The sequence below is a fragment of the Methyloversatilis universalis EHg5 genome, assembly GCF_000378945.1.
In the GTDB taxonomy this organism is placed as follows: domain Bacteria; phylum Pseudomonadota; class Gammaproteobacteria; order Burkholderiales; family Rhodocyclaceae; genus Methyloversatilis; species Methyloversatilis universalis_A.
The window spans coordinates 3,149,425-3,173,970 of sequence record NZ_KB900539.1; the positions used below are offsets into that span (position 1 = coordinate 3,149,425).

Sequence of the window (24,546 nt, forward strand, 5' to 3'; positions counted from 1 at the left end):
GCAGGCATGGCGGTTGCCGAATTCCATCACGACGCCCAGGACAAGCTGCGCCACGCCTGCACGCTGGTGGCGCAGTGGTACCGGGACGGGCGTCGCGTCTGGATCCACTGCGACAGCGAGCCGCTGGCCGCCCGGCTGGACCAGATGCTGTGGGTGTTTGAGCCGCTGGCCTTCGTTCCGCACGTGCGAGACGGTCACCGGCTGAGCGAGGCGACACCGGTGACCATCGGCCGCGACCCGGCCGCCGCGCCGGTGGACGCCATCGTGCTCAATATGGCGCAATCGCTGCCGGCCGGCTTCGAACAGCGCGAACACATTGTCGAAATCGTGAGCCGCGACCCGGCTGACCGCGAGGCAGCGCGGGCGCGTTTCATGCACTACCGGGAGCGCGGTTTCGACATGCAGACACGAAAGGCTGAAGCATGAGCGAGGATCTGATCGGTCGCGCCGATTCCCTGATGCGGCGCGGCCGCAGTTTCGTTGCCGGCCGGGTCGCGCCGGCGGTGGTGGACGACGGCATTCCGCTGCTCACCGAGGCGGTCGACCTCGAAACGCTGGCGCCAGAGCCGGAAGACCGCACTGCCGAAATCACCGAGGCGGTGACGGCCGAAGTCACCGAGCGGGTCACCCGGGAAGTGACCGAGCAGGTGACCGAAAGAGTGACGGCCGAGGTGACCGAACGCGTCACCGCTGAAGTCACGGCCGAAGTCACCGAGCGGGTCCGCGCGGAGGTGAGTGCGCAGGTCACCGAGCAGGTGAGCCGGTCGGTCGGCAGTGAGGTGAGCGAGAACCTCCTGCTGCGCGCTTCGGACGCGCTGGACCGGGAGTTCGCCGACCTGCCCTCGCAGGTGCAGCTGCGCATCGACGAATGGTGCGCCAGCGCGCTGCCGGCGCTGGTCAGCATAGAAATGCAGGCCGCCTTCGAGGCGGCGCTGGGCGCAGCACTGGAGAGCGCCGCAGGCCGCATCCGCGCCCAGGCCACGCTGGATCTGCGCGAACAGATCGCCGCCGAGATCGAAAAGCGCAGCCAGGCCGTGCTGCACGCCACGAACCCACCTTCGGACCAGCCCGACCAGCCTCTATAATCGCGGGTTTTGCATCCACGCAGACCCGTCATGACGCTGGCCAAGAGCTTCGAACCGGCCGACATCGAACGCCGCTGGTACCCCGAGTGGGAATCGCGCGGCTATTTCGCTGCCGGCCTCGACACCGACACCCCGAACAAGCCCAACTTCTGCATCCTGCTGCCGCCGCCGAACGTCACCGGCACGCTGCACATGGGTCACGGTTTCAACCAGACCCTGATGGATGCGCTCACCCGTTACCACCGGATGCGCGGCGACAACACGCTGTGGCAGCCGGGCACCGACCACGCGGGCATCGCGACCCAGATCGTGGTCGAGCGCCAGCTCGACGCGAAGGGCGTGTCGCGCCACGACCTCGGCCGCGATGAGTTCGTGAAGAAGGTGTGGGAGTGGAAGGAGTACTCAGGCTCCACCATCACCCGCCAGATGCGCCGCCTCGGCACTTCGCCCGACTGGACGCGCGAGCGCTTCACGATGGACGAAGGCCTGTCGAAAATCGTCACCGAAACCTTCGTCCGCCTGCATGCGGAAGGCCTGATCTACCGCGGCAAGCGCCTGGTGAACTGGGACCCGGTGCTGGGCACTGCGGTGTCCGACCTCGAAGTGGTGCAGGAGGAAGAAGCCGGCTCGCTGTGGCACATCCGCTACCCGCTGGCCGACGGCTCGGGTTCCCTGACCGTCGCCACGACGCGTCCGGAAACCATGCTGGGCGACGTCGCGGTCATGGTGCATCCGGAGGACGAGCGCTACAGCGCGCTGATCGGCAAGACGGTGAAGCTGCCGCTGACCGACCGGGAGATTCCGGTCATCGCCGACGCCTACGTCGATCGCGAATTCGGTACCGGTGTGGTGAAGGTCACCCCGGCGCACGACTTCAACGACTACGCGGTCGGCCAACGCCATGGTCTGACCATGATTTCCATCCTGACGCTGGATGCGAAGATCAACGACAACGCGCCGGAAAAATACCGCGGTCTCGACCGCTTCGCCGCGCGCAAGGCCATCGTGGCCGACCTCGAAGCCGCCGGTCTGCTGGAAAAGACCGACAAGCACACGCTCAAGGTGCCGCGCGGTGACCGCACCAATGCGGTGATCGAGCCCATGCTGACCGACCAGTGGTTCGTCGCCATGAGCAAGCCCGGCCCGGACGGCAAGAGCATCACGCAGAAGGCGCTCGACGTGGTGGCCAGCGGCGAGATCCGCTTCCATCCGGAAAACTGGGTGAATACCTACAACCAGTGGCTGAACAACATCCAGGACTGGTGCATTTCGCGCCAGCTGTGGTGGGGCCACCAGATTCCGGCCTGGTACGACGACCAGGGCAATGTGTTCGTCGCGCATTCCGAAGCCGAGGCCTACCAGCGCTACTTCGAACATCTGGCGAAGGCCAACCCCGACCTGAAGCGCCTGGCGATCGCCACCGCGATGGCACGCGAAATGTCGGGCGACACGCTGCCCGAGGTCGGCCGCAACTACGCGATCAAGGAAAACCTGCCGCTGCTCAAGCGCGACGAGGACGTGCTCGACACCTGGTATTCGTCGGCGCTGTGGCCCTTCTCGACGCTGGACTGGACGCCGGACTGGGAGCCGGGCAACCCGGAAAAGAGCAACCCGGCGCTCGACCTCTACCTGCCGTCGTCGGTGCTGGTGACCGGCTTCGACATCATCTTCTTCTGGGTGGCGCGCATGGTCATGATGACCACGCACATCACCGGTCGCATCCCCTTCCGCGACGTCTATGTGCACGGCCTGATCCGCGACGCAGAAGGCCAGAAGATGTCGAAGTCCAAGGGCAATGTGCTGGACCCGATCGACCTGATCGACGGCATCGCGCTCGACGATCTGGTGAAGAAGCGCACCACCGGCCTGATGAATCCTAAGCAGGCGGAGCAGATCGAGAAGCGCACGCGCAAGGAATTCCCGGACGGCATTCCCGCCTTCGGCACCGACGCGCTGCGCTTCACCTTCGCCTCGCTCGCCAGCCCGGGCCGTGACATCAAGTTCGACATGCAGCGCTGCGAGGGCTACCGCAACTTCTGCAACAAGCTGTGGAACGCCACCCGCTTCGTGCTGATGAACTGCGAAGGCCAGGACTGCGGCATGGCGCCGTGCAACGACGACTGCGGCCCGGACGGCCCGCTGCACTTCCAGGCGCCCGACCTGTGGATCGTCAGCGAGCTGCAGCGCGTCGAAGCCGAAGTCGAGAAGCAGTTCGGCGACTACCGCTTCGATCTGGTGGCGCAGGCCATTTATCGCTTCGTGTGGGACGAGTACTGCGACTGGTACCTCGAACTGGCCAAGGTGCAGATCCAGAACGGCACGCCGGCCCAGCAGCGCGCCACCCGGCGCACGCTGCTGCGCGTGCTGGAAACAGTGCTGCGTCTGGCGCACCCGCTCATTCCCTTCATCACCGAAGAACTGTGGCAGACCGTCGCGCCGCTGGCCGAACGCAAGGAGGGGGACTCGATCCAGCTCGTGCGCTACCCGCAGGCCAACCCGACGCGCATTGACGCGACGGCGGACGCCTGGGTGGCGGAACTGAAAACCATGATCGACGCCTGCCGCAGCCTGCGTGGCGAGATGGGCGTATCGCCGGCCACCAAGGTGCCGCTGCTGGCAGCCGGCAAGGCCGAGGCGATCCGCGGCTACGCGCCCTACCTCGCCGCGCTGGCCAAGCTCAGCGAGGTGCAGGCGGTCGGCGACGCGCTGCCGGATTCGCCGGCGCCGGTGCAGGTGGTGGGTGACTTCCGCCTGATGCTCAAGATCGAGATCGACGTCGCCGCCGAGCGCGAGCGCGTGGGCAAGGAAGTCGCGCGGGTGAAGGGCGAAATCGCCAAGTGCGAAGGCAAGCTGGGCAACGAAAGCTTCGTCGGCCGCGCGCCCGCCGCAGTGGTCGATCAGGAGCGCAAGCGCCTGGCCGATTTCGGCGACCTGCTGGTCAAGCTGGAAGAACAGCTGGGGCGGCTGGGGTGACGCGAGGGGCTGGGGGCTAGGGATTTGGGGCTAGCGGATTGCGGGCGGCGAAGCCGCCCGGAAACTTTTCTAGCCCCTACATCCTAGCCACTAGCTCCTCCAGTAAACGTTCTTCATCCGCTCGCAGTAGCGAACGATGGACGGGTAATCACGCTCGATCAGCGTCTTGAACGGCAGATCGAGATCGACGAACACCACGTTGGCCAGCATGCCGTAGGCGCTGGCATCGACGGTGGACGGTTCGCCGAACAGGAAGGGCTTGTCGCCCAGCACGGTGGCGATGGCGTCGATGTCGCGCATGCCAAGCGCGGTGATCTCTTCCGCCGAGTGGCGGCCGATGCCGGCCGCCTTCACCTGCTTCACCATGCCCTGGCGCGCCAGCTTAGGCACGAACCACTTGTAGGGCGCGCCCATGCGGGAGAAAAAGGCCTCGTGCGTGGCCGGCCAGAAGCGGTCGTCCGCCCAGCGGAAGTACAGCACACACCAGTAGGCGTGCTCTTCCAGCGTGCGCTGCAGCAGCAGCGACTGCGCACGTCGGGCACGATCGAGATGATCGTCCAGCGTCACGCCGTGGCGCTTCGTCAGGTGATCGATGATGAAGCTGCTGTCGGCCAGGGTCGTGCCGTCGTCAATGACGAAAGGCAGCTTGCCCTTGGGCGCCCGCCCCAGATTCATCGTGTAGACGTTCTCGTACGGCAGGCCCGCCATGCGCAGCCAGGTTTCGAGCTTGAGGCAGAAACCGCTGGCGTTGGGCAGCCCCATCGCCGGGGGAAACTGGAACAGCCTGATCATGTTGCAGTCTCCCGGTGGTGATGGGGTGGTGGCCGCTTACTTGCGGCGCAGCAGGAACACGAATTCCTTGTCCGCTTCAGTGGCCTCGAGCAGCGTGTGGCCGGTCTGACGGGTGAAGGCCTCGAAATCGCGCACCGCGCCCGGGTCGGTCGCCACCACGCGCAGTACCTGACCGCTGCTCAGTTCGGACAGCGCCTTCTTGGTACGCAGGATGGGCAGCGGGCAGTTCAGCCCGCGGGCGTCGAGTTCCTTGTCGAATTCCATGATTCACTCCAGTGCGGAGCGCCGTTTATACCTGCAGCCACCGCCGCTGCGCAACGCTGCCGCGATTACAGGCCGTCCCGGCGCTGCTCCGCCAGCCGCTCGCGCAGCTCACGCAGCCGCGCATCAACCGTCGACTGCTGATAGAAATCGCCGTCGGCCGCCCGCTGCGCCAGTTCCAGCTGTTCGATCGCGGCCTGGTACTGGCCGTTCAGCACATAGGCCTCGGCCTGTGCGCGGTGCTGTGCCAGCCGCTTGCCGAGCAGCGCACTGGTGCGGGCCTGATACTGGTAAAGCTGCGGGTCCTGGGTGGTGAGGCTGATTTCATCGGTCGCGACCGCGAGCGCCTCTTCCGGGCGGTTGTCGGCGATCAGCGCCTCGATCAGGCCATACACGATGGCGCGGGGGCGCAGGCCGCTGCGCTGCAGCCCTTCCCGGAAACGGCTCACCGCTTCCGCCGGCCGACCGGCGTCGAGGCTGATGCGGCCGGCGAGGTTGTCCAGCATGGGCGACGAGAATCCGTCGGAGCGCAGCCCGTCGGCCTCCTTCTGCGCGCGGACGAAATCGCGTTTGCGCAGCGCGGCGTGCGCCAGACCGAAACGCGCCGCGATGCGGGCATTGCCCTGCACGTCGCGCAGCCGGGTCTCGAATTCGGCCAAGGCTTCGCGCGCCTCGCCGTCGTAGGCGCGCAGCTTGGCGCGCACCAGCAGGAAATCGATGCTGTCCGGCACCTGACGGTAGGCGGTTTCCTGGATGCGGGCGGAGGCGTCGGCGATCCGCTCGGTGGTCAGCGGGTGGGTGCGCAGATAGGCCGGCGAATTCGATTCGTAGAAGCGGACCGAGCGCTGCATGCGCTCGAAGAAAGCCGCCATGCCGCGGGTGTCAAAACCTGCGCCATCCAGCATCTGGATGCCGATGCGGTCGGCTTCTCGCTCGAAGTCGCGGGTGTAGGCGAGCTGGCTTGCCACGGTGGCAGCCTGGCCGCCGACCACTGCCGCCTGCGCGGCCTGACCGTTGCCACGCGCCGCCAGCGCCGCAATGATGAGCGAGGCGATGGCGATCACACTCATTTCGCCGCGCTTGGCGTACAGCCGGGCGATATGGCGCTGGGTCACGTGAGAGATTTCATGCGCGATCACCGAAGCCAGTTCCGATTCGCTCTGCGCCGCAACGATGAGCCCGGAATGCACGCCGATGAAGCCGCCAGGCCAGGCGAAGGCGTTCAGCGTCGGGTCGCGCAGCGCGAACAGTTCGAAGTCCTGACGCGAATCCGGCAGCTTGGCGATCAGCCGGTCGGCCAGCTGGTTCAGATAACCGTTGATTTCCGGATCGTTGATGTAGCTGCGCTCACGCACCCGGGTTTCGCGCCACAGCGACTCGCCGATGCGTCGTTCCAGCGACGGCGGCAGATCGGCCTGCGCCACGTCGCCGAGGTCAGGCAGATTGTTGGCCGGCAGCACCGGCGGCATCATCAGCACGATCGCGAGCGCCGCACGCAGTCGCCGGGCGCGGCAGCACAGGCCGGCAGAGGGGAAGAAGGTCATGGCAATGCTATGATAGCCGGCAGGCGTGAACGATCGTTCGGTCGCAGGTGAAAGGCGGCGCGCGCGATGGGTAAGCAGATGTGACGACAGGCATCGTCGCGCGGACACGCCGCCGCATCACAGCGCTGCACAGAAGGCCGGCCCCCAACGTTACTCATCTCCACGCCTCCGATGTCGTCCATCCCGGTTGGTTCGCACGCCCTGCTGCTGATTGAAGACGTTCCCGAAGACGTCAAGCTGATCACCACCGCGCTGCGGGCCATCGTGCCGGCGGACCAGATACAGGTGGTGGCGTCCGGCGAGGAAGGCCTTGACTACCTGTTCGGTCGCGGCGCCTATGCCGGGCGCGATACCCGCTACCAGCCGGCACTGGTCATGCTCGACCTGACGCTGCCCCGCATCGACGGTCTGGAAGTGCTGAGGCAGATCCGCGCCGAAGCGCAGACCCATGTACTGCCGGTGGTCATCGTGTCGGCGTCGAGCCAGCAGCGCGACGTGAAGCTGGCCGCCCAGCTCGGTGCCAACAGCTTCGTGCGCAAGTCGCTCGATTTCGTGAGCTTTTCCGAAACGCTGACACTGCTGGCCCGCTACTGGCTGGAACTGAACATTCCGCCCCCCCACCCTTCAGCGATGGTTCGATGAGCGCAGACAACCCCCTCACCCACTTCGACGCCCAGGGTCAGGCCCATATGGTGGACGTCGGCGACAAGGCACACACTGCGCGCGTCGCACGCGCAGCAGGTTCGATCACCATGCTGCCGGCAACGTTCGCGCTGGTGCGCGACGGCAACGCCAAAAAGGGCGACGTACTGGGCGTGGCGCGCATCGCCGGCATACAGGCGTCGAAACGCACCTCGGATCTGATCCCGCTGTGCCACCCGATCGCACTGACCAAGGTGAGCGTCGAGTTCACGCTGGATGAAACACAGGGCCGGATCGACTGCGAAGTCACCGCCCGTACCACCGGTCAGACCGGGGTCGAAATGGAAGCACTGACCGCAGTCAGCGTCGCTCTGCTCACCGTCTACGACATGTGCAAGGCGGTCGACCGCGGCATGCGCATAGACGGCATACGCCTTCTGGAGAAGGCGGGCGGCAAGTCCGGGCACTGGACGGCCGCCTAGGTCAGCGCACCGGCGCCTTCACCGTGGGCATCAGCGCCGTCTGGCGCAGCGCAAGGTGACGGACAGCACCACTTTCGGTCTACCATCCGGCCGGTTGCGGACGCCCGGTCCGCTCTCGCGCCGACACGATGGCTCAGGAAATCGAACTCAAGCTCGCGCTGGCCGAACACGGCTGGCGGTCTTTCTCGCGCCACCCGGCACTGCGTGATGCGGTGGCCGCTCCCCGCACCCAGACGCTGCGCAATCTCTATTTCGATACCGCCGACCTGGCGCTGCGTCGCCAGCGTGTGGCGCTGCGTCTGCGCCGCGCCGGACGTGTCTGGCTGCAGACGGTGAAATGCGCCAGCTCGGCGCGCGCGGGCCTGTCGTCGCGACCGGAGTGGGAACAACCCTTTTCCGGACATTTCGACTTTTCGCAGATCGAAGATGCCGCGCTGCGCGGCGAACTGGAAGCGCTGCGCGACCGCGGTGCACTGAGCACCGTGTTCGACACCGACTTCGAACGCCGCGAATGGCGGTTCAACGTCGGTGGTGGTGAATTGCTGCTGATGGCCGACCGCGGTCACATCCTCGCTGGAGGCCGGCGCGAAAGCATTTCCGAAATCGAGCTCGAACTGGCCGGTGCGCCGGTGGAGGCCCTGCTCGAACTGGCCGCCCGGCTGGCCGAAACCCTGCCACTGCGCGCCGAGTCGCGCAGCAAGGCGCAGCGCGGCTATGACCTGATGGCCGGCGCAGAACCGGCACCCGTGCGCGCAGGACGCTCGCCCATCGACCCTCAGGGCTCCGCGATGGACGCCTTCCGCGCCGTCACGCTGGACTGCGTCGCCCACTATCAGGCCAACGAACACGGCGCCCTGCATGCGGACGCCCCGGAATTCATCCACCAGATGCGGGTCGCACTGCGCCGCCTGCGCAGCGCGCTGCGGGTGTTCGCCCCGGCGCTGCCGGCCGGCGCCGCCAGTACGCTGGCCACACATCTGCGTGCGCTGGCCGGGGAACTGGGCGAATTGCGTGATCGTGACGTGCTGCAGACAGAACTGCTGGCGCCGGTCATCGCTGGCGAACCGGACGTCGCGCTGCTGGATCTGGAACGCGTCTTGCGCAGCGCGCGCGCAGCCAGCCGCGACCGCGTGCTTGCCGCGTTGCAGGACGGACGCCAGGCACGGCTCATGATCGCGCTGCTGTCTCTGCTGCAGCAACCTGACAGCGACGATGCGCCCTCGCTGCGCAAGCTCGCGCGCAGGCGACTCGCGGGAGCGCACCAGCGCATGATCCGCGCGGTGCGCCGCGCACGCAGCGGCGACATCGAGGCGCTGCACGCACTGCGCATCGACGTGAAGCGACTGCGCTATGCACTCGAGTTTTTCCTGCCCCTGCTGGATACGGAACACGTCCGTCAGGCGCTGGACACGCTGTCGGAAGCGCAGGAATCGCTCGGCTTCATCAACGATCTGAGCCAGGCCGGCCCGCGCCTGCTGGCGGCGGCCGGCGACAGCGATGCGCTGCTGTCAGCGGTATCACGGATCGCCGCCCATCACATGCCGCGCTATCGCGCTGCGGTTGACGCCGCACCTCGCCTGCTGCGCAGGCTGGAACGGCTGCCGCCCCCTCTCTGAATCACCGGCGGGGCGTCATGCCCCTGTCACCGCAGTTCACGACACTGCCGCCGCCAGAAGAATACGAGGAGACATTGCATGGACCTGATCCTGTGGCGCCACGCCGAAGCGCTCGACACCGTGCCGGACGCGACCCGCAAACTGTCGGCGCGCGGCGAGAAGCAGGCCCGCCAGATGGCCGCCTGGCTCAAGCCGCGTCTGCCGCGGCAGACCCGCATCCTGGCCAGTCCGGCCACCCGCTGCCAGCAGACCGTACACGCGCTCGGGCTGGAGTTCGAAACATCCCGCCTGCTCAGCACCGATGCATCGGTGGCCGATCTCATCGCCGCCACCGAATGGCCCACCGCAGGCGGCGCGGTACTGGTGGTCGGTCACCAGCCCACGCTGGGCCGCCTGGCAGCGCTGCTGCTGTCCGGTCAGGAGGCGGAATGGACGGTCAAGAAGGGCGCCGTCTGGTGGTTCACCAACCGGGTGCGCGACGGTGAGACGCAGACGGTACTGCGGGCATGCGTCGGTTGCGATCTTATCGATTGCTAGTCCCCGCGTCGGCGCCCGGAATCACGCCCTGCACCCAGAAACGCGGTTGATAGACATCCATTTCATAAAACCGGAGTGTTCTCTGTTCCCATTGAGAAAGATCACTCCACTCTGGATTGCTCAACACCACTTGAGCGCACACATTGAGAAAAAGTACTGCGCAGAAGGTCTTAGCTAATCGTCCGGACTGCTTGACTGGAATGCCTTGATTCGTGTCTCGCGAGAAAATCGAGATCAGCCATGCAAGCAGCAGCACGAAATACGTCTGGGAAAACGGCATAACCAGCACACCATCAAGTTGCGCCTGAATCAGACCACCGGCGAGACCTGCAACAATTGCAATTGGGCGTAAGTCACAGCTTTCGCTCGCGTATCGCGCACGACGATACAAGAAGAGAGCCAGCATCGACATGCAGGCCAAGGCAACCGGAATCCCCCATTCATAAGCCAATTGAAGCATCAGGTTATGAGGATGCGACGCGACGCGGTTAGCCGCCGCTGCAAACATCATCGGGCCATTACCCAAGAGGGGGTGGATGGCGATCCCTTCAAGCGCAAGCGACCAGAGCTGATCCCTGGAGGAAAGTTGCGGTCCTTCCAGAACGCGCCCCGCGCCTGAGTGCGCCATGCCTTCTGTCGCCGCCTGCGGCAGCACGCAAAGAGCCATCGCGTAAAGAACAAGTCCTCCGCAGGCCATTTTCAGCAACCGACCTGTCAAGGTTCTACCTTGAACACCGCAGCACGTTGACAGCAGAGCCACGCAGACAAGTGCGATCAAAGAACCCCGCGTTCCCGACATGAGCAAGAAGAAGAACCAGATACTGCCCAGCACATACCGCACCCAAACGGCACGATCGCCCAGAACCTCCCCGCGCTCGATCGATGCGATAACGGGCAGGGTCAACGTAACCCAATAGCCAAAAAACCTTGGATTCGAAAAAGACGGAAAAAACTCCCTGACGTGAAAAGCAAGTTCCTCGAAGACAAGCGCTGCAATACGAGGCATCAACATCAACACATACAACAACACCGGCAAAACAACCGCAGGAAGGAGCAAGGCCTCCCGTCGCATAGACAGTTGGGCTCCCCATAGACACGCCAACATGCCCAGTCCCGAAAGATGCAGAGCCTCAAGCATCCCCCACCGGCCAGCACCAGCACCCCAAAGGGTCGCGCCCAAAGAAATACAAATAGCATAAACCATGGCGCCTGTCGCTTTCGGACGAAGCACGCATGCCGAAACGAGCAGCACTATCCACTGTGCGAAGCGCTGCTGGTCGTGGGCGTGCATATCACCCGGTACGATTGGGAGCAGCGATGCGCCAACGAAGAACAAAAAAAAGCTCCCGACAAGCGGGAGCTTTTCCGTCGCGAAATGCACAGTGACTTAGGTACCGACGCCAGTCTTGTTCTTGGAGCAACCCGTGCCGGAGTTGGCATATCCCCATGCAATTTGGGAAGCGCCGACAGTGCCGGTTACCGTTACGACACACGAGCCGAGCGAAGGATTGCCGGTGAGAGTGAACACTGCCGTACCGCCGATACCGCCAGTGCCAGCAGTGAAAGTACCGCGAGCGACGGTTACAGCACCGCTGGAAGCATTGCCAGGCATCGTGGTACCGATTGCCGCATCGGTGTTGCACTGGGTGGGATCGCCCGCATTGTTTTGGACGCACAGCGCGGTCGCGGTCTTGGTTGAATCAAGGGAGCGGATCGCATCGGACCACTTGGCACGGGTCACATAGTCCTGATACTGCGGGATCGCGATCGCCGCCAGGATGCCGATGATCGCCACGACGATCATCAGTTCGATCAGGGTAAAACCTTGCTGGACCTTCTTCATCATTCAGTCTCCTGTATTGAACGGTACGGGCGCCGATGCGCTCAGGGTGTTATCGAGCAAGGCGGGTGCCAGCTTTAGCAGAATTTTACGTTTCCCGCGGATTCAATGACTTGCCGAAAAATGCGGTCAAGACACCTTTCGTCACACATGCCCGCGTCGTGACAGGTACCGACAGAATGTGACGAAAAACGTCAGTTCACCGCGTAACCGGGGATGGCAGACAGGTCCACATCATCGATCTGCTCCGGATCGAGGAAGGTTTCGGCGTAGCGCAGATAGACCTGCTTACGCACGAATACGTCGAACAGATCCGGGTCGATGTGACCGTTGAGACGAAACTTGCCGAGGATGTGCAGCGCCTCGGACAGCTTCATAGGCCGCTTGTAGGGCCTGTCCTTGGCAGTGAGTGCCTCGAAGATGTCGGCGATGCCCATCACGCGCGCCTGTACGCTCATCTGGTCGCGGGTCAATCCGCGCGGGTAGCCCTTGCCGTCCATGCGTTCATGGTGACCCCCGGCGTATTCGGGCACATTGGACAGATGACGCGGCCAGGGCAGCGACTCCAGCATCCGTATCGTCGATACGATGTGATTGTTGATGATTTCCCGCTCGGCAGCGGTAAGGGTGCCGGCACGTATCGTGAGGTTCTCGATCTCATCATCGGTCAGGCAGGCATGAGTCTGGCCCAGCGTGTCGCTCCATGACCAGCGGCGGGAGATGGCATGCACACGCTCGACATCGGCATCGTTCATGCGCTCGGAACCGATATTGGCGTGATGCAGGAAGGCGCGGTCGGCATCCAGCTCGCGCAGCCGGTCTTCACCATGTCGCTCGATCTGCGCCAGCACCACCGGCGAAGCGCTGGGGCCGGCGGACACGCGACTGCGCAGCGTGGCCAGTTCGAGGTCGCGGCGTATCAGTTCAAAACGGGTGTCGACCAGCGCGATACGATCGAAAATGGTCTGCAGCTTGGTCGCCTTATCAACCACGTGTACCGGTGTGGTCACCTTGCCACAGTCGTGCAGCAGGCCCGCAATCTTGAGCTCGTAACGGTCGTTGTCCGACATCGTGAAATCGGACAGCGGCCCTTCGGTGGTGTCGTTCACCGCCTCCGCCAGCATCATGGTGAGCGTGGGCACCCGCTGGCAGTGACCGCCGGTGTAGGGCGATTTCTCGTCGATCGCGTTATTGATCAGCGTGATGAAGGATTCGAACAGCGCTTCGAGCTGGCTGACCAGCAGGCGGTTGGTCAGTGCGATCGCGGCCTGAGACGCCAGCGATTCAGCCAGCTTGCGATCCGAATCGGAAAAGACACCGACGGCGCCGGTCACCGGGTTCACCGCGTTGATCAGCTGCAGTACGCCGATCACTCTGCCTTCATGATTCATCATGGGCACGGTGAGGAAGCTGGTCGAGCGATAGCCGGTACGTGAGTCGAAGGCACGGGTGCCGGAAAAATCGAAACCTTCCGCGGTATAGGCGTCGGCGATGTTCACCGTCTGCCGATTCAGCGCGGCATAGGCCGCGACCATGGACAGATTGGGCGCGCCATCAGCGAGATGCAGCGGCAGCGGCGGGAACACGATGCGCTTGCCACTGGTGCCGCCCATCGCGATGCCGATGGAATCGGTGCGCATGATTTCGAAGCGCAGGTGGGTCGCGCTGTCGTCGGTGCGGTAAAGCGTGCCGCCGTCCGCATGGGTGATCGCCTTGGCGGCGAGCAGTATCTTCTCGAGCAGGGCGTCGATATTTCGCTCGTTGGACAGCGCTGCACCGATCTCGTTGAGATCTTCGAGCCGGCGCAGCAGATCCTGGAGCTTGTCCATGCTGCGGCGGCCTACTTGATGCAGACCGCGCGAACCTGCTTCATGTCGGTCAGGCCGGACAGCACCTTTTCCATGCCGTCCATCTTGAGCGTGCGCATGCCTTCTTCCAGCGCGGTCGCCAACAGTGTGGCAACGCGGTCGCGCTCCTGGATGTTCTTCTTCACCCGATCGGTACCGATCATCAGTTCGTGCAGACCGAGCCGGCCACGGTAGCCAGTGTTGCTGCACTCGGCGCAGCCCTTGGGCCGGTACAGTGTGAAACGGCCCTTGTCATCGGCATAGGCCTTCGCCCAGGCCTTGAAAATGCGGTCCATCGCGCCTTCTGCATCCACCTTGAAGTCGGTGGTGTTGCGCAGCTCCTCGCAGTACTCGTCGAGGAAGTGCTTCATTTCCGCCGCTTCCGGGTGATAGGCCTCCTTGCAGCTCGGGCACAGCCGCTTCGCCAGTCGCTGGGCCAGGATGCCGAGCAGCGCATCGGCGAAGTTGAACGGATCCATGCCCATGTCGAGCAGGCGGATGATGGATTCCGGCGCGCTGTTGGTGTGCAGCGTCGAGAACACCAGGTGGCCGGTCAGCGAGGCCTCGATGCCGATGGCCACCGTTTCCTTGTCGCGCATTTCACCGACCATGATCACGTCCGGATCGGCCCGCAGGAAGGCGCGCATGATGGCCGCAAAATCAAGCCCCGCCTTCTTGTTGATCTGGACCTGACGCAGACCCTTCTGGGTGATTTCGACCGGATCTTCGGCGGTCCAGATCTTGGTTTCCGGCGTGTTGATGTAGCTGAGGATGGAGTGCAGCGTGGTGGTCTTGCCGGAGCCGGTCGGACCGCACACGAAGAACAGGCCGTAGGGCTTGCCCACCGCGTCCTTCAGCCGCGAAAGGTTGTGCGGCAGTACGCCCAGCTTGTCGATCGGTATCGGCTCGCCGGCGGCGAGGATACGCATCACCACGTCCTCGACACCGCCGGCGGACGGAATGGTGGCCACCCGCAGTTCGATGTCCAGCGGACCGAACTTGCGGAACTTGATCTTGCCGTCCTGCGGCTTGCGGCGCTCGGAAATGTCGAGGTCGCACATGATCTTCAGCCGGGTGACCAGCGAACTGCGATAGCTGGCCGGCACCTCAATGTAGGGGTGAAGCGAACCGTCCTTGCGGAAACGAACCTGGGTCTTGTCCTTGCCCGGTCGCGGCTCGATGTGGATATCTGAGGCGCCTTGCTGGTATGCGTCGATGATGATCTTGTTGACCAGACGCACCAGCTCGTTGTCGGCAGCCGCGGTCACATCATCGCCACCGCTGTCGATCGCCTCGTCTTCCTCGCCCAGCATGTCCGACAGCAGATCACCGACACTGGTGTCATCCATCGTGCCGCCGTAGAACTGGTCGAGGGTCTGCACGAATTCGCGCGTGGTCGTGACCCGGTAGAGCAGCTTCGACTTCGGGAAGATGTTGTTGACGACGCGCGATCCCTTCACCTTCTCCGGATCGAGCGCGGCGATCACGATGCCTTCGGAACCCTCTTCCACCGGCACCCACTGCTGTTCCTCAAGGTACTCGCGCTTGAGGTTCTTGATCAGGTCGAAAGGCTTGACCCGCTCCGGCTTGAACGGCTCGTAAGCCACGCCGAAGAACTTCGACAAAGAAGCACCGATAGCCGGCTGTTTCACCTGGAAGTCGCGAGCCAGCACGTCCTCGACATCGACGCCCTTGCGCCGGGCGGCGCGCGAAGCCAGATCGAACTCCTGCGCCGACATGACGCCATCGACCACCAGATAGTCGTATTTGGACTTGACCACATGTGCCGGCTTGGTGCGCTGCTGGAAAGCCACCGCCAGCGTATGCGCCATGCTCTGCAGGCCCTCTTCCGCCAGTGCGGAGAAGGGCTGGCCCGACTTGTTGTTGATCAGCTGGACCACGCCCAGCAGATCCTTCTTCTCCGGATCGAGAATCGGCGCCACCAGCATCTGCTTGGTGCGGTAGCCAGTCTTCTTGTCGACACCATCGAGGAATTTCAGGCTGGCCGAATGGGCCTTCAGTTCGGCTTCGTCATAGACATCGCGCAGATTGAGCAGCTTGCGGCTCATGCCCACGAAGCCGGCAATCGACTGTTCGGTCAGAGGAAGACGCAGATCCTTGAAGGAATTGAGCCCGGTCTTCACCTTCGAAACGATGGTCGAACGGTCCTCGCCCATCACGTAGATGGTGAGCCGGTCCGCGTTGAACAGCGCAGAAATTTCCTGCGACAGTTCAAGCATGATTTCGTCGATGTTGGTGGTGGCGTGAATCTTGGTGGTCACGCCCTGCAGGTTCTTGAAGAAGGCCAGCCGGCTCGACACATCGCTCATCGCGCCCAGATCGCTGGCCGGCGGCACCACTGCACTCATTCCGTCACCCCGTCACTGCCGACCGGCCCGGCTGCGCAGCCGTGCTCCACCCGGTCAGAAGTCGAATACATGATTGTTGCGCAACATGCGCGGACTGCGTGAACCCAGCGTTTCGGCAATCTCACGCATGGTCATCTCCATCTGGCTGGGCTTCAGATGGGTGATGTAGATATCGGCCTGATGACGCAGTTTCTCCAGCTCACCGGCCAGCATGTCAGGGCACAGGTGACGCGACATCACCGCCAGCTGGCGGTCACGATCCGGGAAGGCGGTCTCGATGATCAGGTGACGCAGATCGGGCAGCGCATTGACTGCATCCCAGAATTCGTCGCACACCGTGGTGTCGCCGGAGAAAGCCAGCGTACCGCCGGGGCCCCGCACTGCGTAACCGACTGCCGGCACCGTGTGCTGGGCCGGCAGCACGCGGATGGCGCGGTTGCCCATGTCGATCTCGTCGCCGACACGCAGTTCACGGAAACACATGAACGGCCGCTCGACCGACGGAATCTCGGTGAAATCCGGCCAGATCGACCAGTTGAAAATGTGTCGCCGCAGCACCTCGAGCGTCGGCGCAGACGTCCACACGGTCAGCGGCCGCGTACGCAGTTCGCCCACCGTGTCGATCATCAGCGGCAGGCAGGCGATGTGATCGAGATGACTGTGGGTCACGAACACATGGTCGATGCGGGCCAGTTCGGCGATCGACAGGTCGCCGACACCGGTACCGGCGTCGATCAGGATGTCGTCGTCGACAAGCAGCGAGGTGGTGCGCAGATGCGACCCACCGATGCCGCCGCTGCAGCCGAGTACCCGTATCCTCATCTGTGTTCCCGTACCTCAGTTCCTGATCACTTCGTTTCGAAGGTTCTCACACCGTCCCAGTCCCGACCCGGCGGAGAACGACGGTAATAACCGATCTGTTCCGCGTACGCACTGTAGAGCAGGCAGTCCGGGGCCAGGCGTTGCAGATTGAACAGAGTCAGTTCTGCCTGATCCCACTCCTGCGCCCTGAACTGCCGCAAAGCCTGGTTCCAGAGCTTCAGCTCCTCCACCCGGCCCCGGTCGAATTCCGCCTCCAGCGCCAGCGGTTCGTGGATGGACACCGGTTCATCCTTGCCCTTCACCCGGACACGGTCGATTTCCCGGAACACGACGCCCTTCGTGGCGCGCCGGGTATCGTCACCGACCAGTATGCCCACACCATACTGCTTGGTCAGCCCTTCAAGCCGTGACGCCAGATTCACCGCATCGCCCATCACAGTATAGGCCTTGCGTACCGGCGACCCCATGTCGCCCACGGTGACCGTACCGGTGTTCAAACCGATGCCTGTCTTCAGTTCCGGCCAGCCGCGCGCGGTCAGCGAACGGTTCAGCTCCTCAAGCTGGGCCTGCATTTTCAACGCGGCCACCACGCCATGACTGGCGTGTTCGGCGTCAGCCACCGGCGCTCCCCAGAAAGCCATGATCGCGTCGCCGATGTATTTGTCGAGCGTTCCGCGCTGATCCTGAATGACGAAAGTCATTGCGCCCAGGTATTCGTTCATGAGCTGGGTCAATTCCTTCGGCTCCAGCCCTTCCGAAATGCTGGTAAACCCCCGGATGTCGGAAAACAGGATGGTCAGATCCGCATTGCGACCCTCCATGCTGTAGTTCTCCGGATTGCGGCTCATCTCCTCGACCAGCTCGGGCGGCACGTACTGGCCGAACATGCGGGCGAACTGGCGCTTGGAGCGCGATTCGAAGAAATAGCCGTAGGACATGTTCAGCGCGTACAGCCCGATCACCAGCAACAGGCCGGCGGCCACCGGCAGCACGAAATCAGCGTACTGCCAGAACGCGAAGTTCATGCCGACCAGCAGCACCAGCATGCCACCAGACAGCAGCGTGGCATTAAGCGGAGACAGCCGCGGCAGCAGCCAGAGCAGCAGGCCACCGACCAGCAGCAGCACGACCACGTCGAAGCCGGTCACGTACTGCGGGCGATGCTTGATCCGGCCATCCAGCATGCCGGCGATCAGGTTGGCGTGGATTTCGACCCCCGGATAGGTGCTGCCGACCGGCGTGGCGCGCAGATCAAGCAGACCGGGCGCTGTGGTGCCGAGCAACGCCACCTTGCCCTTCAATGCCTCGACCGGTGTCTTGCCGGCCAGCACATCGGCCAGCGAGTAATAGGCGAAGCTGCCCTGCGGACCGCGGTAGGGAATCAGCGCCGCCACGTTCTCGTCCACCGGAATGCGCAGCGTGCCGCGCGCCGACGGCAGTTCGAGCCATTCCAGGCCGCCGTAATCCCGGGCGGACACGCCGAACAAGCCGCCCTCGGCATAACCGGGCACCAGACGCGGGCTGCCCAGCAGGGTTCGCACGATGGCCAGCGACAGCGATTCGTAATAGGCGCCCTTGTGTTCGACCAGCATGGGTACCCGGCGGTTAAGACCATCGAAGTCCGGCATCGGGTTGAAATGCCCGGCACCCATCGCAGCCGACTGAAAGCGAGGGAGGTTGGCACCGTAGCTGTTGAAGCTGGCGAAGGCGATATTGCGACCGCGGAAGGTGCCGGCCGGCAGCACGGGATCGGGCAAGGCACCGCTGCTCTGACCGTCGCTGCGATCGCTGAAATAGTAACCGAGCAGCACCGGGCGCTTGTTCAGCGACGTGGCGAACAGACTGTCGTAATCCAGCTTCGGGCGCAGTTCATCGAGTGCCGAGCGGAAACCGGCGTTATCGGCCAGCGCACCCTTGGCCAGCCCTTCCAGCGTACCCAGCCCGGAACTGGTGTCCGGCTCGGCGAACACCACGTCCACACCGAGCAGCATCACGCCGTAGTGATCGAACAGCGTATCCATCAGGCCGGCCAGCCGCTCGCGGCCCCAGGGCCAGCGGCCGATCTCTGCCAGCGAACGCTCGTCGATGTCGAGGATGACTACCCGCTCGTCGCGCACCTGCGGCATGGTGAGCTGCAGCTTGGTGTCGTAGGCAATGTGGTCCAGATTGCCGAGCACCGGAATCTGGTAAAGCCGGGCGGCATGGCCGAGCAGCACGGCCATCAGCATCAGGCCGAGACCGTAACGCAGCAGATGTGAATTCACCGGCCACCTCCGCAGCACGCAGAACCGTCAATACACGGCCGGGCCCTTGCGGGTCCGGCAGCGCGGGGCATCAGGAGCCGCAGCATGAGCGGAAAGGAAATGAAAACCGGTCAGCGCTTCAGGAAGAACTCCATCTTCACGCCGGCAATCTCGATCACGTCGTGATCGTTCAGCGGATGCGCCTGCGCGTCGAGCTGACTGCCGTTCACGACCGGGAAATTCGCCCCTTCGACATGGGTGATGAAGTAACCCTGCGGACGACGGGTGATCACCGCGACCTGCAGGCCGGGCTTGCCCAGCGTGGTCAGGGTCTTGGTCAGTTCCAGCTCGCGGCCGGCATTGGCGCCGTTCAGGATCTGGATGGCACCGATCTGGCTCGGCGGAGCCGCAGCCGGTGCAGGTGCCGGAGCGGAAACCGGTGCCGGCGGAATGGCGCCGCCCATCGACGTGCCTGCCGGCACCGATGCCCGGAAGCCGGCCTGGGTTTCAGTCGGCGCCCGCACAGGCACCACCGGCGGCGCAGTCGGCGCCTCGGCCGGCGGCTTGCGCATCATGTCGGGCCGCAGAACCATGGTCTTTTCAAAATCCGGCGATTGCGCCTGCACCGGCGTTTCGTTGATGTACTTCAGGCGGTACTTGCCCAGTTCAACCACATCGTTGTTCTGCAGGAAATGCTTCTTGATCGGCTGCCCGTTCACATAGGTGCCGTTGGTGCTGTTCAGATCCTCGAGAAAGGAATCGTTGAGGATGGTCACGATCACCGCATGCTCGCCGCTGATCGCGAGATTGTCGATCTGGATGTCGTTGTGCGGCTTGCGGCCGATGGTCGTGCGCTCCTTCGCGAGCGGCAGTTCCTTGAGGACCAGACCATCCATGCTGAGTATGAGTTTTGCCATTTTCCAGTCCTTCACTTCAACCATGCGAGCAGACGCGCCAGCCAGCCGCGGGGCGCGGCAGGAAAGGGCTGCAATACCTTGACCAGGATTACCGAAACGTTGTCGCGCCCGCCGTTGTCGTTGGCCATCTGCACCAGCTGTTCGGCGGCAAGATCCAGATTGGCGGACAGGGCCTGCAGGGTGAGCGCGATGTCGTCGTTCTCGACCATGTCGTTCAGACCGTCCGAACAGAACAGATAGACATCGCCGGGTTCGACTTCATAGGTATGGATTTCCGGTTCCACCACCGGATCGACGCCGAGCGCACGGGTGACCAGATTCTTGTTCTGGGAACGGCGCGCCTCTTCTTCCGTAATCATGCCGCTGTCGATTTGCTCCTGCAACAGCGAGTGATCGCGGGTGACGCATTCGAAAACGCCGCCGCGCAGCCGGTACATGCGCGAATCGCCGATATGCGCGACGGATATACGGTCATCGTGAAAGGCCGCCATCACCAGCGTGGTGCCCATGCCCGAATACTGGGGCTGGCTCTCCGCCGCGCGGTAGATGGATTCGTTGGCATGGCCGATCACCGCCTCCAGCAGCTCCGACACATTGCGGCCGCCTTCGCGCAGACCCTGTTCGAGTTCTGTACCGATGACCGCGGTGGCCATGCCGCTGGCCACCTCGCCGGCGTTGTAGCCGCCCATGCCATCGGCCAGTATGGCCAGGCCGAGCGCAGGCTGGACGGCAACCGCGTCCTCGTTGTGGGTACGTACCATGCCCGGGTCGGTACGGCTGACCATCTGAAGAGCGGGGCTGAGATCCGGTGTCATGTCAGAGGCTGAAATCGACCTGGGAGAGAGATTGTGAAAGGGTGCCGGCGCAGGCGCGCAGATCGGCCGCCATGTCGTTGCCCGACTGGTAGCGCGCATCCGCGTCCTTGGCCAGCGCACGGTCGATGATGGCGGACAGACAGTCCGGCACGTCCGGACGCAGGTCGCGGATGTCCGGATGCTGTTCGTTGGCGATGCGGAACATGAGCTGTGCCATCGAATCGCCCTCGAACGGCAGCTTGCCGCACACCAGCTGGAACAACATCACGCCCAGCGAGAACAGGTCGGAGCGGCCATCAATCTTCTTGCCGGCCAGCTGTTCCGGCGACATGTAGGACGGCGTACCGAGCACCATGCCAGTCTTGGTGCGCGACGAATCGGTGATTCGGGCGATGCCGAAATCGGTCACCTTCACCTGATCGGACTCGGCTTCGTACATGATGTTGGCCGGCTTCACGTCGCGATGCACCACGTTGTTGCCGTGGGCGTAGGCCAGCGCATCGGCCACCCGGGCAACGATGTCCATCACCCTGGGCAGCGGCAGCAGATGACCCGGCTTGGTCTGCGGCACCAGGTCACGACCCTTCAGGAACTCCATCGCGATGTAGGCGAGATCGTGCTCCTCGCCCGCATCGAAGATGGTGACGATGTGCGGGTGATTGAGCCGGCCGGCGGTTTCCGCCTCGCGGAAGAAGCGCTCCTTCACGTCCGCCAGCTCTTCCTCGTCAAATTCCTGCGACAGCGCCATGGTCTTGATCGCAACCACGCGGTTGATCTTCGGATCCCGGCCCAGATAGACCACGCCCATGGCGCCCTTGCCGAGCTCCTTCTCGACCTGGTAGCGACCCAGCATCGGCTTCTCGACCGTGCCGTCCTCCAGAATGCTGGTATTGGTGCGCCCCGCGCCGGCGCCACCCAGCATGACGGTTTCAGACATCGCCTTCGCACGCTTGACCCGGGTTTCCAGATCCTTGAACTTCGGATTGAACTCGGCCATGTGGCGGAACACGGTTTCCGCCTTGTTGAACTGACGCTTGCGCTCGAAATCCAGCGCGAGGTTGTACAGGTTTTCCATCACCGCGTCGGACAGCGGCACCAGGCGGAACTTGTCCCACGCCATGTCCAGCTGGCCCTGGCCCTGGAAGGCCAGCGCCAGCATGCGGTTGGATTCGGCGGACTGTTCGTCCGACTTCACCTTGCCGCGCTCGGTCACCAGGAAGCGCTTGGTGGTGAGCAGCAGGTGGCCGACCAGCAGCAGCGTGGCCGGCAGCATGAGCTGCAGCCAGATGAGCTGACCGGTCATCAGCACGAAATGCGCGACCAGCAGCGCGACGAACAGGCCGGCGGTGACGCCGGCGCCCAGACCGGCCTTCAGGCGCGGCAGCAGCACGATGAGGTAGAGCGCCACCAGCAGGAAAATGCCGAATTCGGCCGCCCAGCCCCAGGATGGCGTCACGAAGAAATGCTCCTGCAGGATGCTGGACAGTCCGTGCGCCATCACCTCCACCGACGACATCGCCGGCGACACCGGCGTCGCGTAGAAATTGCCGATGCCGGGCGCGGTCTGGCCGATCAGCACGATCTTGTCGCGGTACTTGTCGAGCGGAATCTTGCCGCTCATCACGTCGAAGAAGGAATCGACCGGGAAGGCCGGTTTTCCGCCCTCGCCCCGGTAATAGAAGCTGTACATGCCCAGCCCGGGGTCGGTCGCGATATTGAGCCTGCCCAGCGACACCGCCTCGCCCAGCTTTACGCGAATGTCGTCCACACCCAGATTCAGGCTTTTCGCGGCAATCAGCAGCGGCAGCGACGGGTAGAACTGATCAAAGTGGGTCATCACCAGCGGCTGCAAGCGCAGGCCGCCGTCGCGATCGATCGACGGGTTCAGGTGACCGACTGCGGCCGCCACCTTGCCCAGCGGCTCGATCACGCCGGCCGCGACATCCAGCGTCAGCGGCGGCAGCGGTTCGGTACCGGCCACATTCTTCAGCGCCATCGCGCGCACGAAATCGGGCAGCGGGCGGTCCGGCCGACCCTGCGGCTCACCGTCCTGGAACAGCATGGGCAGCGCAACATTGCCAGCCTTGCCGATGCTGGCTGCCAGCAGGCGGTCGGTGTTCAGCGCGGATTCCGCCTCGTGCAGCACCGCAGAAAACGCCTGCAGCGGGTCGCCCGGCGGGGTTGGCTGCGCCTCCCCTTCGGCCGGGGCAGCGCGGCTCTGGCTTTCGATCGCCAGCAGCTTGTTGATGTAGGCCAGCCCCGGGTCGATCTGCGGTTCGGCGAAGAAGATGGTGGTGCCGACCACCTTGGCCTGCGCCTGGGCCAGCCGGTCGATCATGCGCGCATGCACGTCACGCGACCAGGGCCAGCGACCGATGTTGTCGATGCTCTGCTGGTCGATCGCGATGATGGCGATACGGGAACTGGGACTGCGCTGGGTGGCGCCAACCCCGACATCGTAGGCCTTGCGCTCCAGGCTCTGGATCAGGTCGGACTGCGCGGAAAACAGGAACAGGAGGCTGATGGCGGCGCCAAGAAACCAGTCGGTCTTCCAGATAGCGGCCTTGGTCACGCTCACCCCCGCAAAGTCATGGCGCCCTCGCCAGAGGGTGACGGCGCCTGTCAGCTTGTTGTATGGATGCCATCCGGCCTTTCACGCGCCAAGTCACGCGGAAAAACAGGCGTCTGTCACATATTCTTGCAGTTCCGCCTCAACACAGTCAAACAGCCACTGCGCGCGGGCGGTGGAATTTCACGCTTGCGGTGCCGAATTACCCTCCGGCCTGGCCGGTACGGCTCAGTACGGCAGTTCGCGCCCCAGACCGGCCGCGCGCGCCTTGTCCAGCACCCGGTGCGCCAGTACCAGATCCTGGATCGCCATACCCTGCGACTCGAACAGCGTCACGTCGGCTTCGCTCACGCGCCCCGGTCGCATGCCGGTCAGCAGTTCGCCCAGTTCTGCCATGCCGTATTCGGACAGGCGCCCCTTCTCAAGCGCCGGCAGCAGGTCGCCGGATTCACCCAGTGCGGTGGCGCGGGCATCGACGGCCACCAGGGCGGCGCGGCGGATCGTGGCTTCGTCGATTTCGCGGCGGATGAGCGCATTCGAGCCCGCCGCGGTGACATGGGCGCCGTTAGCCAGCCAGCGGCCGTCGAACAGCGGTTCGGTTGCGGTGGTGATGGTGACCACCACATCCGCGGCCCGGACCGCCGCCTCGACGTCATCCACCGCCTCGACCGGCCGGCCGAGCAGCGCGGACTGCTCGGCGCAGAAGGCTTCCAGCCGGTCACGCCGGCGGGCGACCACCCTCACCCGGGCGATGTCGCGCACCGCGCACAGCGCCGCGATCTGGCTGCGCGCCTGCCAGCCGGCACCGAACACCAGCGCCTCGCGGGCATCGGCCCTGGCCAGCACGCGCGCCGACAGCCCGCCGGTGGCGCCGGTGCGCATCATGCCCAGGTAGTCAGCTTCGATCACCGCCAGCGGACGACCGTTGCCGGCGTCGAACAGATGCACCCAGAAACGCGCCGCCTCGCGGCTGGTGGTGTAGCTCTTGTAGCCCATGACGCCGAGCGGCAGCACCGCGCCGTGCAGCATGTGCAGCGCCGAGGTCGGTGTGCGGCTGCGTGCCCGCGGCGTATCGATGGCCTCGCCGGTCGCGTGCCAGCGGTGGGCCTGCTCGACCGCCGCCAGCGCGTCCGGCAGCGTGAGCACCTGCCGGACTTCGTCCTCAGTGAGGTAGAGCGCCATGGCCAGGCGA

Annotated in this window: 20 protein-coding genes; 7 read left to right on the top strand and 13 right to left on the bottom strand. The window is 64.3% G+C overall.

Annotated elements, in window-relative coordinates; all coding sequences use genetic code 11:
• Nucleotides 1-6: 6 nt before the first annotated feature.
• The 3 genes from METUNV2_RS0114440 to METUNV2_RS0114450 are packed head-to-tail and all read left to right on the top strand — an operon-like array spanning nt 7 to nt 4,058.
• Nucleotides 7-426, top strand: a complete 420-nt coding sequence (locus tag METUNV2_RS0114440; RefSeq protein ID WP_018230183.1) for a DNA polymerase III subunit chi — start codon at nt 7-9, stop codon at nt 424-426.
• Nucleotides 423-1,085, top strand: a complete 663-nt coding sequence (locus tag METUNV2_RS0114445) for a hypothetical protein (RefSeq protein WP_018230184.1) — start codon at nt 423-425, stop codon at nt 1,083-1,085. Before METUNV2_RS0114440 ends, METUNV2_RS0114445 begins: the two co-directional genes overlap by 4 nt.
• Before the next feature lie 30 nt (nt 1,086-1,115).
• Entirely contained in the window at nt 1,116-4,058 is a 2,943-nt protein-coding gene (locus tag METUNV2_RS0114450; RefSeq protein WP_018230185.1) for a valine--tRNA ligase, read from the top strand.
• A gap of 90 nt (nt 4,059-4,148) precedes the next feature.
• On the opposite strand, the gene METUNV2_RS0114455 is transcribed toward METUNV2_RS0114450, so the two are convergent.
• The 3 genes from METUNV2_RS0114455 to METUNV2_RS0114465 all read right to left on the bottom strand — a co-directional run bounded on the left by METUNV2_RS0114455 (nt 4,149) and on the right by METUNV2_RS0114465 (nt 6,655).
• On the bottom strand, nt 4,149-4,850 hold the full coding sequence (locus tag METUNV2_RS0114455; RefSeq protein WP_018230186.1) for a glutathione S-transferase family protein: 702 nt from the start codon (nt 4,848-4,850) through the stop codon (nt 4,149-4,151).
• 36 nt (nt 4,851-4,886) lie between these two features.
• Entirely contained in the window at nt 4,887-5,114 is a 228-nt protein-coding gene (locus METUNV2_RS0114460) for a sulfurtransferase TusA family protein (protein ID WP_008062065.1), read from the bottom strand.
• Between the two features lie 65 nt (nt 5,115-5,179).
• Nucleotides 5,180-6,655, bottom strand: a complete 1,476-nt coding sequence (locus METUNV2_RS0114465) for a M48 family metalloprotease (protein WP_018230187.1) — start codon at nt 6,653-6,655, stop codon at nt 5,180-5,182.
• 171 nt (nt 6,656-6,826) lie between these two features.
• Here METUNV2_RS0114465 and METUNV2_RS0114470 point away from each other — a divergent pair, with 171 nt between their 5' ends.
• The 4 genes from METUNV2_RS0114470 (at nt 6,827) to METUNV2_RS0114485 (ending at nt 9,932) form a co-directional block, all read left to right on the top strand.
• Nucleotides 6,827-7,297: a response regulator gene (locus METUNV2_RS0114470; protein ID WP_018230188.1), complete on the top strand. Its 471-nt coding sequence runs from the start codon at nt 6,827-6,829 to the stop codon at nt 7,295-7,297.
• On the top strand, nt 7,294-7,779 hold the full coding sequence (gene moaC, locus METUNV2_RS0114475) for a cyclic pyranopterin monophosphate synthase MoaC (protein WP_018230189.1): 486 nt from the start codon (nt 7,294-7,296) through the stop codon (nt 7,777-7,779). Before METUNV2_RS0114470 ends, moaC begins: the two co-directional genes overlap by 4 nt.
• Before the next feature lie 128 nt (nt 7,780-7,907).
• Nucleotides 7,908-9,395 carry a CYTH and CHAD domain-containing protein gene (locus tag METUNV2_RS0114480; RefSeq protein ID WP_018230190.1) on the top strand — a complete coding sequence of 496 codons (1,488 nt, stop codon included), beginning with the start codon at nt 7,908-7,910 and terminating at the stop codon, nt 9,393-9,395.
• Between the two features lie 78 nt (nt 9,396-9,473).
• The gene (locus tag METUNV2_RS0114485) at nt 9,474-9,932 is read left to right on the top strand and encodes a SixA phosphatase family protein (RefSeq protein ID WP_018230191.1); all 459 of its coding nucleotides are present in this window, start codon (nt 9,474-9,476) and stop codon (nt 9,930-9,932) included.
• Here METUNV2_RS0114485 and METUNV2_RS0114490 read toward each other — a convergent pair.
• From METUNV2_RS0114490 to METUNV2_RS0114535, 10 genes are all read right to left on the bottom strand, one after another.
• On the bottom strand, nt 9,919-11,268 hold the full coding sequence (locus METUNV2_RS0114490; protein WP_198288862.1) for an O-antigen ligase family protein: 1,350 nt from the start codon (nt 11,266-11,268) through the stop codon (nt 9,919-9,921). The genes METUNV2_RS0114485 and METUNV2_RS0114490 overlap by 14 nt on opposite strands.
• A 51-nt stretch (nt 11,269-11,319) precedes the next feature.
• A complete protein-coding gene (locus tag METUNV2_RS0114495; RefSeq protein ID WP_036271385.1) occupies nt 11,320-11,775 on the bottom strand; it encodes a pilin in 456 nt (151 codons plus the stop codon).
• A gap of 191 nt (nt 11,776-11,966) precedes the next feature.
• Entirely contained in the window at nt 11,967-13,601 is a 1,635-nt protein-coding gene (locus METUNV2_RS0114500) for an HD family phosphohydrolase (RefSeq protein ID WP_018230194.1), read from the bottom strand.
• A gap of 11 nt (nt 13,602-13,612) precedes the next feature.
• Nucleotides 13,613-15,988 (bottom strand): GspE/PulE family protein, encoded by a 2,376-nt coding sequence (locus METUNV2_RS0114505; protein ID WP_026188186.1) that lies wholly within the window; start codon nt 15,986-15,988, stop codon nt 13,613-13,615.
• 54 nt (nt 15,989-16,042) lie between these two features.
• The gene (locus METUNV2_RS0114510; protein WP_018230196.1) at nt 16,043-16,810 is read right to left on the bottom strand and encodes an MBL fold metallo-hydrolase; all 768 of its coding nucleotides are present in this window, start codon (nt 16,808-16,810) and stop codon (nt 16,043-16,045) included.
• A 26-nt stretch (nt 16,811-16,836) separates the two neighbouring features.
• Entirely contained in the window at nt 16,837-19,074 is a 2,238-nt protein-coding gene (locus tag METUNV2_RS0114515) for a CHASE2 domain-containing protein (RefSeq protein WP_018230197.1), read from the bottom strand.
• A gap of 110 nt (nt 19,075-19,184) precedes the next feature.
• On the bottom strand, nt 19,185-19,970 hold the full coding sequence (locus tag METUNV2_RS0114520) for an FHA domain-containing protein (protein WP_018230198.1): 786 nt from the start codon (nt 19,968-19,970) through the stop codon (nt 19,185-19,187).
• An 11-nt stretch (nt 19,971-19,981) separates the two neighbouring features.
• Nucleotides 19,982-20,755 (bottom strand): Stp1/IreP family PP2C-type Ser/Thr phosphatase, encoded by a 774-nt coding sequence (locus METUNV2_RS0114525; protein WP_018230199.1) that lies wholly within the window; start codon nt 20,753-20,755, stop codon nt 19,982-19,984.
• 31 nt (nt 20,756-20,786) lie between these two features.
• A complete protein-coding gene (locus tag METUNV2_RS0114530) occupies nt 20,787-23,363 on the bottom strand; it encodes a CHASE2 domain-containing serine/threonine-protein kinase (RefSeq protein WP_018230200.1) in 2,577 nt (858 codons plus the stop codon).
• A gap of 219 nt (nt 23,364-23,582) precedes the next feature.
• Nucleotides 23,583-24,536 (bottom strand): ornithine cyclodeaminase family protein, encoded by a 954-nt coding sequence (locus METUNV2_RS0114535; protein ID WP_018230201.1) that lies wholly within the window; start codon nt 24,534-24,536, stop codon nt 23,583-23,585.
• Nucleotides 24,537-24,546: the final 10 nt, after the last annotated feature.

Bases quoted from the DNA above. Each gene is read 5' to 3' on its own strand.
- METUNV2_RS0114465 (WP_018230187.1), bottom strand. From the start codon at position 6,655: ATGACCTTCTTCCCCTCTGCCGGCCTGTGCTGCCGCGCCCGGCGACTG.
- moaC (WP_018230189.1), top strand. From the start codon at position 7,294: ATGAGCGCAGACAACCCCCTCACCCACTTCGACGCCCAGGGTCAGGCC.
- METUNV2_RS0114450 (WP_018230185.1), top strand. From the start codon at position 1,116: ATGACGCTGGCCAAGAGCTTCGAACCGGCCGACATCGAACGCCGCTGG.
- METUNV2_RS0114445 (WP_018230184.1), top strand. From the start codon at position 423: ATGAGCGAGGATCTGATCGGTCGCGCCGATTCCCTGATGCGGCGCGGC.
- METUNV2_RS0114460 (WP_008062065.1), bottom strand. From the start codon at position 5,114: ATGGAATTCGACAAGGAACTCGACGCCCGCGGGCTGAACTGCCCGCTG.
- METUNV2_RS0114480 (WP_018230190.1), top strand. From the start codon at position 7,908: ATGGCTCAGGAAATCGAACTCAAGCTCGCGCTGGCCGAACACGGCTGG.
- METUNV2_RS0114485 (WP_018230191.1), top strand. From the start codon at position 9,474: ATGGACCTGATCCTGTGGCGCCACGCCGAAGCGCTCGACACCGTGCCG.
- METUNV2_RS0114525 (WP_018230199.1), bottom strand. From the start codon at position 20,755: ATGGTCAGCCGTACCGACCCGGGCATGGTACGTACCCACAACGAGGAC.
- METUNV2_RS0114500 (WP_018230194.1), bottom strand. From the start codon at position 13,601: ATGGACAAGCTCCAGGATCTGCTGCGCCGGCTCGAAGATCTCAACGAG.
- METUNV2_RS0114470 (WP_018230188.1), top strand. From the start codon at position 6,827: ATGTCGTCCATCCCGGTTGGTTCGCACGCCCTGCTGCTGATTGAAGAC.
- METUNV2_RS0114510 (WP_018230196.1), bottom strand. From the start codon at position 16,810: ATGAGGATACGGGTACTCGGCTGCAGCGGCGGCATCGGTGGGTCGCAT.
- METUNV2_RS0114520 (WP_018230198.1), bottom strand. From the start codon at position 19,970: ATGGCAAAACTCATACTCAGCATGGATGGTCTGGTCCTCAAGGAACTG.
- METUNV2_RS0114535 (WP_018230201.1), bottom strand. From the start codon at position 24,536: ATGGCGCTCTACCTCACTGAGGACGAAGTCCGGCAGGTGCTCACGCTG.
- METUNV2_RS0114505 (WP_026188186.1), bottom strand. From the start codon at position 15,988: ATGAGTGCAGTGGTGCCGCCGGCCAGCGATCTGGGCGCGATGAGCGAT.
- METUNV2_RS0114495 (WP_036271385.1), bottom strand. From the start codon at position 11,775: ATGAAGAAGGTCCAGCAAGGTTTTACCCTGATCGAACTGATGATCGTC.
- METUNV2_RS0114455 (WP_018230186.1), bottom strand. From the start codon at position 4,850: ATGATCAGGCTGTTCCAGTTTCCCCCGGCGATGGGGCTGCCCAACGCC.
- METUNV2_RS0114440 (WP_018230183.1), top strand. From the start codon at position 7: ATGGCGGTTGCCGAATTCCATCACGACGCCCAGGACAAGCTGCGCCAC.